Source organism: Burkholderia sp. Bp8963 (assembly GCF_003854275.1).
Taxonomy (GTDB): Bacteria; Pseudomonadota; Gammaproteobacteria; order Burkholderiales; family Burkholderiaceae; genus Burkholderia.
On the sequence record NZ_QTQP01000056.1, the window covers coordinates 12479 to 26982 of the forward strand.

Below are 14504 nucleotides of genomic sequence, written 5' to 3' on the forward strand. Positions count from 1 at the left end.
TCAACCTCCGTGCATTGCCAGACTCAGAATGCTTTGCTCGCTCAACTGTTCCCGTTGCAGCTCGCCCGAAATCGCGCCCTCGCGCATCACGTATGCGCGATCGCATACATGCACGATCTCCGACAGTTCCGAGCTGATCAGCAGGACCGCCGCGCCCTCCTCGACAAGCCGCTCGATCAGATTGAAGATCTCGGTCTTCGCACCGATATCGATCCCGCGCGTCGGTTCGTCAAAGATGTACAGGCGACAGTCGGCACTGAGCCACTTGCCGATCACGATCTTCTGCTGGTTGCCGCCACTCAGGTTGCGCGCGTGTTTTGCCGGATCGCCCGGTGCGATCCGCAGCATGTCGATCAGGCCGTGAGTCGCTCGCCGGGCGCGCGCCGGGCGATACCAGCCCTTCGGGAACAGGTGCCACAGGCTCGAAACGAGCAGGTTCTCGTGCACCGAGCGGCGCAGTGCGAGACCTTCCTGCTTGCGGTTTTCGGGAATCAGACCGACGCCGCGTTTGACGACCTCGTGCGGGCCACCCGACACCGATTTGCCGAAGATCTCGATGCGACCGCCCTGGATCGGGTCGGCACCGATTACCGCGCGTGCGACCTCCGTCCTCCCCGCGCCGACCAGGCCCGACAATCCAACGATCTCGCCGCAGCGCACCTGCATGTCGACCCCGTTCACGCCGGTCGACGTCGTCAAGCCGCGAACGTCGAGCGCGATCTCACCGGATGCGCCGAAATAGCGGCGCTCATAGACTGCACCGACCTTGCGCCCGACCATCAGCGCAATCAACTGATCGGGGCTCGCATCGCCGGCCGGCATCGAGGTGACAAGGCGGCCGTCGCGCAGCACGGTCACGCGATCGCCAAGATCGAACACCTCCTTCATCCGATGCGAGATGTAGACGATCGCAACGCCTGCGTCACGCAGGCGATGCACGACCGTGAACAGGGCGTCGGCTTCCCGGTCCGAGATGGCCGCGGTCGGCTCGTCCATCACGAGCACGCGCGCGTCGTGCGACAACGCTTTCGCAATCTCGACCATCTGCTGCTGTGCAACGCCAAGGTCCGCCGCATGGGTCCGCGTGTCGTACGCAAGCCCGAGTTGCGCCAATACGGCGGCAGCGTCCGAATGCATGCGCCGGTGATCGACGAGACCGAAGCGGTTGCGAGGCTCGCGGCCGAGATAGATGTTCTGCGCGATCGACAGATGCGGCACGAGCGAGAACTCCTGGAAAATCACCGCAATGCCCAGGCGCTTCGCGTCGGCGGGCGATTCGATCACGACCGGCATGCCGTCGTATCGGATCTCGCCACTATCGGCACGATAAGCGCCGAACAACACCTTCATCAGCGACGATTTCCCGGCGCCGTTCTCTCCGAGCAGCATGTGCACTTCGCCCGGATACAGCGTGAGGTCGACGTCAGTCAGCGCAGCCACGCCAGGAAAATGCTTGCAAATCTTGCGTAATTCGAGACGCGGGATGCGCGCGGTCGAGGTTTCCATGTTCATCTCCACGATGCTGTTCGGCGGACAGCCGTGCGTCATCTGACAGCCGGGGTGCCGTACCGCGATACGGCTTGCCCGGCCGCCCGCGTCACTGGCTGGCCACGTCGTTCCACGTCGGACATTGGCGTTGATCGCCCGGTAGCTCGAACGGTGCGTAGTTCGTCTTGTCGATCACGATGCCCTTGATCAGCACCGTACCGGGCACGGGTTCATTCCGCAGCGTGCGGACCGCCGCCATCGTCGCGATGCAACCCATTTTGAAACCGTTGAATTCAGCGGTCGCAAGCAGGCGCCCTTCCTTGATCGCCTTCACCGATTCAGGCACGCCGCCGATACCGACGACCTTCACCTGCTTCTGGCCCGCAGCCTCGAGTGCTTCGATCGCGCCCATCGCCATGACGTCGGCAGCCGCCAGCACGCCGTCGATCTTCGGATTCGACTGAATCAGGTTTTCCATCACCTGCAGCGCCTGCAGCCGCTGATAGTTCGCCGGCTGCGACGCAAGCAGGTGAATGTTCGGGAATTCCTGAAGGGCCTTCCTGAACCCGCGTTCGCGCTCGTCGCTCGTCGTCGAGCCTTTCACGCCTTCGAGGATCACGACATTGCCCTTGCCGCCGAGGCTCTTGAACAGGTATCGCGCGACGTCGAGACCGAGGTTGTAGTCGTCCGCGACGACGACCGACGAAAACTTCCCGCCCGCCACGCGATCGTTGTAGTTGACGACCGGAATGCCGATCGCGTTGATCTTCTGAATGGCGGGCACGACACCATGCGGGTTCACGCCCATGAACAGCACGGCGTTCGGCTTCTTCACGCCAACGTCCTCCAGCTCGCTCAGTTGCTCGCCGAGATCGTTCGGACGCGTCGGCGCGTAGTGCGTGACCGACACGCCGAGCAGTTTCGCCTCGGCATCGACACCGGCGTGAACGAGCGCGAAATGCGGATCAACCTGGTTCTTGTAGAAAGCGGCGATTGTCTCGCTTGCCGCAAGCGCGTTTGCGCCATGGAAGATGCCGATCGCCGCCGCGCACGCGGCTACGATGCCCATCGCGGCTCGCCTGGGCTCGGGCCGCTGCCCGGAATTATGGTTTGTCTCCATCCATTCGCTCCTGTACGTCGTTCACATGGGCCATGCCGCTTTCCGCCATGGCGTCTCGGGTAACTGAATGCAACCGTTTGCATAAATGCAGGCAAAAAGATGGCGATGTGACACAGTGGCGTCATGCGTCGATTCTTTCAATCGAGCACCGCTTTTAGCCGGTTTCTGGTTGCTGACCGTCAACGGCGTGCCCGTCTCTGGAAACGTTTCGATCCGCCTTATCGAATTCGCAATTTTCTTTATGCAAACGTATGCACATCCTACTCAAGGGAATCGCTCTGTCAATGAGGTTTAGCGCTGAAAACATTAGGGTTTCATCCGTAACATTGCCCGCAACCCATTGCATCGATACAATCGGATCCCACTTCACCAGCAGGTTCCATGAGCCCATCTCCCGAAACGCGCGGCACCGGCCGCGTCACGATTCGCGAAGTCGCCGCGGCGGCGTCCGTCAACGCGTCGACGGTGTCGCGCGTGCTCAACCCGGCCACCCGCCACCTGATCGGCGATGAGGTCGTGCGCCGCGTGCTCGCGGTGGCCAAGTCGCTCGGCTATCGGCAGAACCGGCTTGCCTCCGCGCTGCGCGGCGGGCAATCGAAGGTGATCGGCGTGTGCCTGCCCGACATCTCGAACCCGGTGTTCCCGCCGATGGTCTGCGGGATCGAGGAGGAGCTCGCGGCCGAAGGCTACGGCGTGCTGATCGCGAACATCGTCGGCAAGCCCAAGAATCAGGAACGGATGCTCGAGCAGATGCTCGAGCGTCAGGTGGACGGCCTGGTTCTCGCGACCGCCGCGCGGCACGACCCGCTCGTGCGGCGCTGCATCCTCGACGGCGTGCCGGTCGTGCTCGTCAATCGCGGCGAGGACGGCGGCCACGTACCCGAAGTCGTCAACGATGACTTCCTCTCGATGCGGCTCGCGGTCGAGCACCTGGTCGGGCTCGGGCATACGCGTATTGCGCATCTGTCCGGACCTGAACGGCTCGCGACCGGCCTGTCGCGGCTGCAGGGATTCCAGATCGCCGCCCAGCAGCACAATCTTGCGACAAACGTCGTCGTGGAAGCGTCCGAATTCACGAGGGAGGCCGGGCGCGCCGCATGCGCAAAATTGCTCGACACGCATCGTGGCGTGACCGCGATCATCGCGGCGAACGACCTGATCGCGCTCGGCTGCTATGACGTATTTGCGGAGCGGCGGATCGTGTGCCCGAAGGACATCTCGCTGATCGGGCACAACGATATGCCGCTGCTCGACATGCTGAGTCCGTCGCTCACGACGCTACGGATCCAGCATCGCGAGATGGGCCGGCAGGCCGCGCGCCTGTTGCTCGGCATGATCACGACGCCGGGCAAGGCGCCACTGCGCATTACGCTGGCGCCTGAACTCGTGGTACGCGGATCGACTGGCGCGCCTCGGACAGCCAGCAGCCGGATGCGTTCGAACTGAAACATCGCCCCGCTCCACCGGCCGCCGCAACGGTCATGGTGGATTCACCCGCACGGCGGGCGTGCGAACGGCATCGCGAGCAGGATCCTGGCGGGACGGTCAGAGCGATTGTGCAGCGAACGCCTCTCGTGCGGCGCCAGGCGACACGAATCGAACGCGTGCAATTCGACTTCGACGCCGTCTGCGTCCACGCATACATGGCCCTCCAGTACGACGTAATGCTTTTCGACTCCCGATCCCTCCATGGTCGTGTACCCACCAGGCTCAATCGTCGACACGCCAAGCCAAAGCGATTCGGCCGGGCCTGCCTCGCGTCCTTGCAGGCGCACGCATTGCATCCCGAAGTGATTGGGCGGGAAATACTCGGGCGCATCTCGAAAGCGCGTGACGTTCATGGCTTGAGCAGCACACGGTTCGAGGTGCCGCGGAATACCGTTTGATACGCGTGCGCGGCGTCCGCGAGATCGAACACGTAATCGGCATCCACCGGAAACGGCTTCAGCGTACCCTGCTCGAACGACGACAACAACGCTTCGAGGATGTCGGCGCAGTGCGGCGAGTCGAGTGCGAGCGTGTCGATCCCGACGTAGGTGTGCTGCCCGCGGTAGAACGCGAAGATGTCGAACGGCACCGCGCGCTCGACTGTCGAAATGAGGATTTGCGTGCCGCGCACGGCCATCGCACGATTCGCGCGCTCGAAGTACGGGCTTCCGACCGTGTTGTAGACGATGCTTGCGCCGCGCCCGGCTGTCATCTCGAGCACGAGCTCGTCGAATGGCTCAGCCGAGGCGTTGATCATCGTCACATCGCCCGTGGCGTGCCCGATGTATGACGCATCGTCGCGCACGACACCGATCACCTCCGCCCCCGCCATCGTCGCGAGCTGGACGGCGGCTTGCCCGACTTTGCCGTTGGCACCCAGCACGAGCACGACGTCGCCGCGCCGCACGCCGCCGGCGCGGTGCAAGCCCTCGAAAGCGGTGACGAACGGCACGCCGATCGATCCTGCCTCGTCCATCGTCAGGTTTGCCGGTTTCTCGCGCACGCTGAGTGCCGGCACGACGAGATGGCTGGCGTGGGTCCCGTCGCGACGAATCCCGAGCTCGCCGCTGCTACCCCAGACTTCCTTGCCAATCAGGTGCGGTGGACCGTCGATCACGCGCCCCGCGTAATCTCGACCCGGTGTGCGCGGCCACACCGCGTGCGGCATGAAGCCGAGCACGGCCTTAACATCGCTCGGGTTGACACCCGCGCTCTCGATCTCGACCAGGCAGTCGGTCGTATCGATCTTCGGGACGGGCTGCGTATCGACGCTCAGTGCGAGTGTGTCGATATCAGCGCTCTTTTGCTGGACGCGAATGCATTTCATTCTCGATTTTTTTCCTGGAAAAGGCGGAATTGGACGCATGACGCGACGACCGCCGGTCGCTTGCGCATCCATGCGCGGCCTTGATTCGTTCGTCGGGTTGTGCTCAGGATGCGAGGCCGAAGCACTCGCGCGCGTCGCGACTCGTCGCGATCTCGCCACCAAGCAGCGTGACGATTTCGCGTGCCCGCGTGACGAGCGCCGCGTTGCTCTCGGCGAGCACGCCTTTCTCGATATAAATGTTGTCCTCGAGGCCGACACGCACGTGTCCGCCTGCGAGCCACGCTTGCGCGACGATCGGGAACTCGAAACGCCCGATCCCGAAAGCGGACCATATCGCCCCCGGCGGCAACAGGTCGCGCGCATAGAGCAGCGTTTCCGGCGACGCGCCGAAGCCATACTTGACGCCGCTGACGAACGTCCAGAGTCCGGGGCCGTCGAGCACGCCGCTTGCAATGAGGTCTCGCGCCAGATGGATATCTCCGGAGTCGAAGATCTCGAGCTCGGGCTTGACGCCGGCCCGGCGTATCACCTCGGCCATTCGCGTGACGTTTTTCGGGGTATTGATGACGACCTCGGCCCCCGAATTCATCGTGTTCAGGTCGAGGCTGCAGATGTCGGGCTTGAGCGCGAGAATGTGTTCCACGCGCTTTTCGGGCGGCAGGAGCGTGGTACCCGGCGCAGCGACCTTGGGGTCGTCGTCACTCGGAATAAAGCGTCCGCCGGGACCGGTCGTCAGATTGATGATCAGTTCGCGATCGACCGCGCGAATCCGCTCGATTACGTCGCGATAGAGATCCAGGTCCATCGAGGGTCGGCCCGTGGCCGGATCCCGGACGTGGATGTGCACAACGGCGGCGCCAGCCTGCGCGGCTTCGAGCGAAGCGTCCGCGATCTGTTCAGGCGTGACCGGCAGGCCCGGATGCTGATCCGGGCGCGTGATGTTGCCGGTGACAGCGCACGTAATGATGGTCTTGCGAGCATGCATTGAAAAGGTCTCCAGACAATCAGTTCAGCCGGCGGCCGCCATCGACGACGATCGTTGCGCCGGTACTGAACGTCAGCGTTGTAGCGCAGGCGACGATGGCAGCAGCCACATCGTCCGGCTCGCCAATCCGGCGGAGCGGAGTCGTCGCGGCGACCTTCTCGTTGAAATCGTCACCGCGCCCGGGCACGAACTGCGTATCGACGACGCCCGGTGACACGTTCACGACGCGAACGCGCGGCGCAAGCGCGCGGCCGAGCGACAGTGCCATCACGTCGATTCCTGCCTTTGCGGCACAGTAGGCCACGTTGCTGCCATTGCCGGTCGTGCCCGCGATGGACGACACGTTGACGACGAGTCCGTCGCCCGACTCGTCGAGCAGCGCACGAAATGCCCGGATCGCGGCGAACTGGCCGCGCCAGTTGACTTTCATGATCTCGTCGATCAGGTCGTCCGTCAGCGCGTCGAGATCCGAGTGGCGAACCGGCTTCGTGAAGCCCGCGGCATTCACCAGGATGTCCGCTCGCCCGTAACGCACGCGTACGTCGTCAGCGAGCGCGGCGAGCGTCGCGCTCTCGGTGATCGTCGCGACCGCGGCCGAGTGCCCGACGCCGGGCAGCGCGTCGGCGATGTGTCGCGTTGCTTCCAGGTCGCTACGTCCGACAACGACAACGCGCGCGCCCGCTTCGGCAAAACCCGTTGCTGTCGCAACGCCTATCCCGCCGGTGCCGCCGAGAATGACAGCGACTTTATCGTTCAGATTGCGTGACATTGCCCCCTCCTGTTCAGTCGATGGGCGGCGTCGGGTACGTCGGCGTACCGTCGGCCATGACAAATTCGAAATCGAGCGTGTAGTACACCTCGCCGGTTTCCGCGTGCGGTCCCGTTCGTGGATCATGGCGTTCGAAATTACCAACGAGACGACGATTCACGCCGAACACGACGTCCGAATCGAGATGCTCCGAATCGTCGGCGAACACCTGCGATACCAACGTCGCGTGACCTTCGGCGACGATCACGAAGTGGATGTGTGCGGGGCGATACGGATGGCGATTCTGCGCCTCGAGCAGCATGCCGACGGGGCCATCCGTGGGTACTGGATAACCGGCGGGACGCACGGTACGAAACTCGAACCGCCCTTGCGCATCGGTATGAAAGCGGCCGCGCAGATTACGGTCGGGCTGGTTCTGGTCCTGGTTCTCGTAGAGACCGACAGGCGACGCTTGCCAGACATCGACTGCCGCGTTCCCGATCGGCCGGCCCGACACGTCGAGTACACGGCCGCGCATGAAGAGAGGCGAGCCGGGCGACCCCGGGCTTGCGATCGATTGGCCGTTTTCGTAAACCGGCGAACCACCGCGGTAGAACGGACCAAGCAACGCGCCCGGCGTACGTTCAGTGGAGTCGGAATTGTTCAGCAATGCGACGAGCGTCGAAAAGCCGAGGACGTCGGACAGAAGCACGACCTCGTTGTGCCGCTCGTTGCATGCGTGCCCTGCGGCACGGATAAACGCGAGACCGCGCTCGAACTCCTCGTCCGTCAGCTTCACTTGTTTCAGGAACGCGTGCCCGTGATCGATCAATGCATTGACGATCTCCTTCAGTCGAGCGTCCTGGGTTCCCGCCATCGCCGCCTTGACGATTGTGGTAACGGACGCGGGATCGTCGGTAATCGCACTCAAAACCGCATGTTCTGCCATGATACTCTCCATGCAACCGTTTGCATAACTTGATGCAATGGTACTCGTCGATTCAGTCCAATGGGTAGAGCGTTAACCCTATCTTTATTGGTGTCGCCGATGAATGTTGGTATCCTTCGACACGCAACCGTTTGCATAAAACCGACCCAGGGACGTGCTCATTTCCCCGCGGTTGCGTGATTCGGGCGCGCGAGGTGCGCGCCAGAACGTGCATGGGACGCCGCGACCTGACCCACCCCGCGGCGGAGCAGGTCACGGCGCCGGGTCGTCACTGCCCGGCCGCCGACGCGCCAGCGGCCGCTTTCTGTTCCGCGGCTTTGTGTTCTGCCTTTTGGAGGCTCTGAGGATAGTGTTCGTCCTTGTTCATGCGGTAGCCGTTCTTCTCAAGCGTACGGAGTTCCTGGTTCCGTTTCAGACGAGCCTCCTTGCGCTGCGCTTTGCGTTGCGCCTTCAACGCCTGCTTCGACATCGGGACGCTGGCGGCGGCCGGCGCAGCGTCCGAATCCTGTGCGTGCGCGACCGGTGCACCCAGCAGCACGACTCCCGTCAGTACCGCGAGTGCGAGTGGTGCCAGGCTGGACTTAGTCATGTTGATTCTCCTTTTTCTTCGATGATCGAATGTGATGGTTTTGCGCGCCCGCGCTGTCGCGACCAGCATCACCCGCTTTCATCCGGGGCCACGCTTCTACAAATTACCACACGGCAAGATGATATTTATTAGGATATCAAAATTATTTTTTGATGACGAAAACGAATAAGCGACAGTCGATTGAACGGATGGCAGGCCGATTGACCTGAACTGCGCGTGGAATGTCACTAGCAACGAAAGCATGTCGGGCATGCGTCTGTTATTGCACTGAGGAAAGCAGAAATGAAGCTGTCATTCGAAGCCCTCGAAGCGCTGGATGCGATCGACCGGACCAGCACGTTCGCCGATGCGGCCACCATGCTGCACCGCGTGCCGTCGACACTCAGTTATCTTGTGCAGAAGATCGAGAGCGACCTGGGGGTCACATTGTTCGATCGCAGCGGCCGCCGTGCGAAGCTGACGCGCGCGGGGCGCGTCGTCGTCGAGGAAGGCCGCCGGCTGCTCGCTGCGGCCGAGCAACTTGAAATGAAGGCACAGCGAATCCAGGATGGCTGGGAGACCGAGGTGCACGTTTGCGTCGACGAAGTTCTTCCGTTTGCGAGATTCTGGCCCTATGTGCGTGAATTCGACGCGCTCGAGATGGACACGCGTTTGCGCTTGTCGACCGAAGTGCTCGGCGGAACTTGGGATGCGCTGATCTCGCGGCGTGCGGATCTCGTCATCGGAGCGACGGGAGAACCGCCAGCGCTGACGGACATCGTCGCGCGCCCGATCGGCACGCTGCGTTACGTGTTTGCGGTCGCGCCGCATCACCCCCTCGCGAAAATTCCGGAACCGATTACGCTACAGGCCGTTACTCAATATCGTTGCGCCGTGGTCGGCGGTCCTTCACGTGAATCGCTTCTGCGCTCGGCGGCGTTCCATCCGTCTCAACCCTACCTCGCGGTACCAACCCTTGCGACAAAGCTCGCGGCACAGTGCGAAGGACTCGCCGTCGGCACACTACCAGTAAGCATTGCCGCCCGCGCGATCGACGAAGGCAGGCTCGTCACGCGCCGCGTCACTGGGATGCGCGAAACCGCGCAGTGCTACCTTGCATGGCGCGACGACGAAACCGGACGCGCGCTGCAATGGTGGCGCGACAAGTTCAATCACCCGGATCTGCTCGAGCAATTTATTGCGCTGCAGTAAAGCCGGGCGGGTCGTTGCAGATTGTCCGGCATGTTGCCTGCCGACGGCGAGCGCGGGCAGACGATGCCACGTAATTCTCCTTCTTCGGTGTGTCGAACTTTTCGAATTAAAAAATCGATTTTTTCGAAATAACGTTCGGATAAACAAAATTACGCTTTTAAGCAATAATGTTTTACCTGCACAGAAATGCGGCCTCGGCTACACTGTTATTATCGGTAGCGAACAATAAGGTTGGGAGCGCCGCACGTACCTGTGTCGGAGGTAAATCATTATGGAATCCTTTCTTAAGGCTTTTGCAATCGGCGTGATGATCGCAGTTCCCGCCGTGTCGTTCGCCCAGTCGGAGCAGCCGGCGACGACCCGTTCGGAGGTCCGCAAGGAGCTAATTCAGATCGAAAAGGCCGGTTATAAGCCGTCCATGGCCAGAAGGACGCAGTACCCGGAAAACCTGCAGGCTGCCCAGGCGCGCGTTGCGGCCTTAAACGGCCGGAACACGGGCGATGGGCGGGCAATCAATGGGTCGTCGCAGTCAGGCGGCACCACGTCGCCCAACATGCAATAGTTAGACGTTCGGCCTACGGGCTCTCCCCGCGGCGGCAGCCGCAAACGATCGAGTAGTGGCGGCAAGAGCCTTTCGCTTCGCTCGTGAACGGTCATCCGTCTGGAACGTACATCCGGTGCCTTGCTATATCGCTAACGTGCCTTATCGCAACCAGCGCTCACTGCTGCTCCATTGTCTCGACGTGCTGCCGTTGCGATCGAGCTCGCAGGACCGCGCGGTACTGGTCGCGCTCGCCTGGTTGCAAGGCTTCCGGAACGCGCACCGCGAATATCTGCTGTTGACGGAGAACGACCTCGCGAACCTGCCACTGGACTGGCTCCCAGAAAAATGGGAGCGTGCGGTGTTCCCCGCACGGCCGGGACAGCCGGATGCTGCACCGCCGGTTCTTCGAGCTGGGCGTCTTCAGCCAGATCATGCGGGAACTCAATTCCGGCGACCTCTACGTGGAGGGCAGCGACCGTTTCGACGATCAGGAACTCGTCATTCACAAGCCGGGCAAGGAGCCCGAGCCAGCGAACCGGACGCTGATCGATCAGGCCATCTGGGCGTCGATGCCGCAGGTCAGCATCCTGGATCTCCTCACCGAAACCGAGCAGTGGCTCGATCTGCATAAACTGGAACGACCCGGAGCTGCGTCGCACGATTCATGCGGCGACCAACAAGAGCGAACAGTTCAACGACTTCGCGCAATGGCTGATGTTCGGCGGCGAAGGTGTCATCGCGGAAAACGTCCGGCACGAGCAGCGCAAGGTGATCAAGTACAACCACCTCGTCGCGAACATAGTGATCCTGTACAACGTGCAGTGGATGTCGCGCAAACTGAAAGAGCTGCAGCAGAAGGGGCATCAGGTCGACGCCGAGGTACTCAAGGTGCTGTCACCGTACCGGCGGGAGCATATCAACCGGCTCGGGGACTATCTGCTGGATCTGCAACGCCCCGTTCCACCACTCGATCCGACCATCGATTTTTCATTCAAATCAGCAGCTTAGGCCAAGATGTGGCGGAATTTTAGCGAATCCCGGCCGGACCTCTGGAAATATCGACACCTTCGACATGCAGGAATCCGCCGCCGCGCCGGTAGGTGCGCGCGGCGGCATGCGTGCTGCAAACCGACCGTCAGACGACCATCAGACAGCCATCACCGTCACCGACTTCGTGACGAGGTACGGCTCGAGCGCTTCGGGTCCGCCTTCCGAGCCATAACCCGAATCCTTCACGCCGCCGAACGGCATTTCGGGCCACGGCGTCGCGGGCTGGTTGATCCACAGCATCCCGACTTCGAGACGCTGCGTGAGCAGGTGCACGTTCGCGAACGCGCGCGTGAACGCATAGCCGGCGAGACCGTACGGCAAGCGGTTCGCTTCGGCGATCGCGTCCTCGAGCCTGTCGAAGCCGCGGATCGCCGCGACCGGACCGAACGGTTCGTTGTTGAACACGTCCGCGTCGAGCGGCACGTTCGCGAGCACGGTCGGCGCGAAGAAGTTGCCTTCCGTACCGATCCGCGCGCCGCCCGTCTCGACGCTCGCCCCGGCCGCGCGCGCGTTCTCGACGACCGACGTCATCGCGGCGATCCGGCGCGTGTTCGCAAGCGCGCCGAGCGTCGTGCCTTCGTCGAGGCCGTTGCCGACCTTCAGCCCTTCCGCATGCTTGACCAGCGCGCGCGTGAATTCTTCGCGGATGCTGTTGTGCACGAGGAAGCGCGTCGGCGAGATGCACACCTGGCCCGCGTTGCGGAACTTCGCGCCGCCGGCGGCCTTCACCGCGAGCGCGACGTCCGCATCCTCGGCGACGATCACCGGCGCATGCCCGCCGAGCTCCATCGTCGCGCGCTTCATGTGCTGGCCAGCGAGTGCCGCGAGCTGCTTGCCGACCGGCGTCGAGCCCGTGAACGTCACCTTGCGGATCACCGGATGCGGGATCAGATACGACGAGATCTCGGCCGGATCGCCGTACACGAGGCCGATCACGCCGGCCGGCACGCCCGCATCGGCGAACGCGCGCAGCAGCGCGGCCGGCGACGCCGGCGTTTCCTCCGGCGCCTTCACGAGGAACGAGCAGCCCGTCGCGAGCGCCGCGCTCAGCTTGCGCACGACCTGGTTGACCGGGAAGTTCCACGGCGTGAACGCGGCGACCGCCCCGACCGGCTCCTTCACGACCGTCTGCTGCGCGCCGAGGTTGCGCGGCGGCACGATCCGGCCGTACACGCGCCGCCCTTCGTCGGCGAACCATTCGATGATGTCCGCGGCCGCCAGCACTTCGGCGCGCGCTTCGACGAGCGGCTTGCCCTGCTCCTGCGTCATCAGCTGCGCGATCGTGTCGGCACGTTCGCGCACGAGCGCTGCCGCCTTGCGCATCGTCGCCGCACGCTCGTGCGCGGGCACCCGGCGCCATTCCTCGAAGCCGCGCTGGGCGGCGGCGAGCGCGCGGTCGAGATCGGCAATCCCCGCATGGGCGACCTTGCCGATCACCTGGCCGGTCGCCGGGTTCACGACGTCGATCGTCTTGCCGCTCGCGGCATCGGTCCATTCGCCGTTGATCAGGAGTTGTGTATCCGTATAAGTCACGTTAGCCATCCAGACACCCCTACTTTGCGTCAAAAACGCGCGCGGTCTCGCGAACGAGTGCGCGCGGGTTACCGGAACCACCGCCGGCGCGCGGCGCGCCCGGCGGCTTCATGTGCGGGCAGCATACCCGCGTTTCGTCATCCACGTGCGGCAGCGCGCGTGCTCAACGCGCCGCCTGCGTCGCGTGGCGGAGCTTTGCGACGTCCGCCGCCTGCACGGCCGGCGCGCCGTTGTTCCAGCCGGCGCGCATGAACGTCAGCACGTCGGCGATCTGCCGGTCGTTCAGCACGTTCGAGAACGCCGGCATCGGATACGCGGACGGCACGCCATCGATCACCAGCGTGTCGCTGCCGTTGAGCGTCACGTTGATCAGCGATGCCGCGTCCTGTTGCAGCAGGTTCGGATTGCCCGCGAGCGGCGCGAGCAGCGGCGCGTAACCGCGCCCGTCCGCGCCGTGGCAATGCAGGCAGTAAGCGTTATACACCTTCGCGCCCGGATCGTTCGCGGGCCGGCCGAGCGCCGCCTGCGTCGCCTGCGGGTCGTAGCGGTAAGGCGGTGCGCCCGTGCCGCCCGCCGCCGGCAGCGATTTCAGGTAACGCGCGACCGCCGCCAGATCGTCATCGGTGAGCGCCTGCGTGCTGTGGTTGATCACGCTCACCATCGAGCCGAAAGCGGTCGCATGCCGGTTCGCGCCGGTCTTCAGGAACTGCGCGACGTCCGCGTCGCTCCAGCGGCCGAGCCCCGTGTTGTGCTCGCCGGTCAGGTTCGACGCGAACCAGTTGTCGATCGGCGCGCCGGACAGGAACGCCGCGCCGCTGTCATCAAGCGCCTTCTCCTGGAAGCCGACGCCGCGCGGCGTGTGGCACGACCCGCAGTGCCCGAGGCCCTGCACGAGATACGCGCCGCGATTCCACATCGCATCGTGGGCGGGCTTGTCCGCATAGGACGTCGTGTCGAGGAACACCGCGTTCCACAGCTTCAGCGGCCAGCGCAGGTTGAGCGGCCAGGCAATGTCCGACGCGCGGTTCGGCTGCTTCACGGGTTCGACGCCGTGCATGAAGTAAGCATAGAGCGCCTTCACGTCGTCGTCCCTGAGTTTCGCGTACGACGGGTACGGCATCGCCGGATACAGGTTGTGGCCGTCCTTCGCGACGCCCGCGCGCAATGCGCGCGCGAACTCGGCCTCGGTGTAGCGGCCGATGCCCGTGTCCGGGTCCGGCGTGATGTTGGTCGCGTAGATCGCACCGAGCGGCGTGTCCATCTTCAGGCCGCCCGCGAACGGCGTGCCGTGCGGCGCGGTGTGGCACGCGACGCAGTCGCCGGCCTTCGCGAGATACGCGCCGCGCGCGACGAGCGCTTCATCGGGCATGGCGGCAGGCACGGCGGCGCGTGCGGCCTGGGCAGCCGTGCCGGCCGCCAGCGCGACGATTGCCGCGCCGATCGCCGGCACCGCACGTGCCAGGGTGGTGATTCGATTCATCCGGCTCCTCGA

Annotated in this window: 14 protein-coding genes and 1 pseudogene; 4 read left to right on the top strand and 11 right to left on the bottom strand. The window is 63.8% G+C overall.

Translation table 11 applies throughout. From position 1 onward, the window contains the following. Positions 1-1506, bottom strand: a complete 1506-nt coding sequence (locus tag DID96_RS31330; protein WP_311767775.1) for a sugar ABC transporter ATP-binding protein — start codon at positions 1504-1506, stop codon at positions 1-3. 91 nt (positions 1507-1597) lie between these two features. Further along, positions 1598-2557 (bottom strand): sugar ABC transporter substrate-binding protein, encoded by a 960-nt coding sequence (locus tag DID96_RS31335; RefSeq protein ID WP_260464069.1) that lies wholly within the window; start codon positions 2555-2557, stop codon positions 1598-1600. Between the two features lie 432 nt (positions 2558-2989). Between DID96_RS31335 and DID96_RS31340 the strand changes: the two genes are divergently transcribed. Continuing rightward, a complete protein-coding gene (locus tag DID96_RS31340; RefSeq protein ID WP_124603099.1) occupies positions 2990-4054 on the top strand; it encodes a LacI family DNA-binding transcriptional regulator in 1065 nt (354 codons plus the stop codon). Positions 4055-4098: 44 nt separating this feature from the next. Here DID96_RS31340 and DID96_RS31345 read toward each other — a convergent pair whose 3' ends face one another. From DID96_RS31345 to DID96_RS31370, 6 genes are all read right to left on the bottom strand, one after another. After that, positions 4099-4449, bottom strand: a complete 351-nt coding sequence (locus DID96_RS31345) for a cupin domain-containing protein (RefSeq protein WP_124603100.1) — start codon at positions 4447-4449, stop codon at positions 4099-4101. Next, complete coding sequence (locus tag DID96_RS31350; RefSeq protein ID WP_124603101.1) at positions 4446-5423, bottom strand: zinc-binding alcohol dehydrogenase family protein; 978 nt, start codon at positions 5421-5423, stop codon at positions 4446-4448. Before DID96_RS31350 ends, DID96_RS31345 begins: the two co-directional genes overlap by 4 nt. 103 nt (positions 5424-5526) lie before the next feature. Further along, positions 5527-6408 (bottom strand): 3-keto-5-aminohexanoate cleavage protein, encoded by an 882-nt coding sequence (locus DID96_RS31355; protein ID WP_124603102.1) that lies wholly within the window; start codon positions 6406-6408, stop codon positions 5527-5529. A gap of 19 nt (positions 6409-6427) precedes the next feature. Then, positions 6428-7177, bottom strand: coding sequence for an SDR family NAD(P)-dependent oxidoreductase (locus DID96_RS31360; protein WP_124603103.1), 750 nt, complete (start codon positions 7175-7177; stop codon positions 6428-6430). 13 nt (positions 7178-7190) lie between these two features. Continuing rightward, positions 7191-8105, bottom strand: a complete 915-nt coding sequence (locus DID96_RS31365) for a dioxygenase (RefSeq protein WP_260464070.1) — start codon at positions 8103-8105, stop codon at positions 7191-7193. Positions 8106-8373: 268 nt separating this feature from the next. Then, positions 8374-8694: a hypothetical protein gene (locus DID96_RS31370; protein WP_124603105.1), complete on the bottom strand. Its 321-nt coding sequence runs from the start codon at positions 8692-8694 to the stop codon at positions 8374-8376. 282 nt (positions 8695-8976) lie between these two features. Between DID96_RS31370 and DID96_RS31375 the strand changes: the two genes are divergently transcribed. Both DID96_RS31375 and DID96_RS31380 read left to right on the top strand, forming a co-directional pair. Then, positions 8977-9885, top strand: a complete 909-nt coding sequence (locus DID96_RS31375) for a LysR family transcriptional regulator (protein ID WP_124603106.1) — start codon at positions 8977-8979, stop codon at positions 9883-9885. 271 nt (positions 9886-10156) lie between these two features. Continuing rightward, positions 10157-10447: a DUF4148 domain-containing protein gene (locus tag DID96_RS31380; protein ID WP_124603107.1), complete on the top strand. Its 291-nt coding sequence runs from the start codon at positions 10157-10159 to the stop codon at positions 10445-10447. A 157-nt stretch (positions 10448-10604) separates the two neighbouring features. Here the strand turns inward: DID96_RS31380 and DID96_RS39160 are convergent, their stop codons facing one another. Beyond that, complete coding sequence (locus DID96_RS39160; RefSeq protein WP_260464071.1) at positions 10605-10862, bottom strand: hypothetical protein; 258 nt, start codon at positions 10860-10862, stop codon at positions 10605-10607. Between the two features lie 203 nt (positions 10863-11065). Here DID96_RS39160 and DID96_RS39165 point away from each other — a divergent pair. Beyond that, positions 11066-11437: pseudogene (locus tag DID96_RS39165) on the top strand (Tn3 family transposase); the annotation flags it as partial. 138 nt (positions 11438-11575) lie between these two features. Here DID96_RS39165 and DID96_RS31390 read toward each other — a convergent pair. Both DID96_RS31390 and DID96_RS31395 read right to left on the bottom strand, forming a co-directional pair. Then, positions 11576-13021 carry an NAD-dependent succinate-semialdehyde dehydrogenase gene (locus tag DID96_RS31390; RefSeq protein WP_124603108.1) on the bottom strand — a complete coding sequence of 482 codons (1446 nt, stop codon included), beginning with the start codon at positions 13019-13021 and terminating at the stop codon, positions 11576-11578. A 154-nt stretch (positions 13022-13175) separates the two neighbouring features. Further along, positions 13176-14492, bottom strand: coding sequence for a cytochrome c (locus DID96_RS31395; protein WP_124603109.1), 1317 nt, complete (start codon positions 14490-14492; stop codon positions 13176-13178). Positions 14493-14504 lie beyond the last annotated feature (12 nt).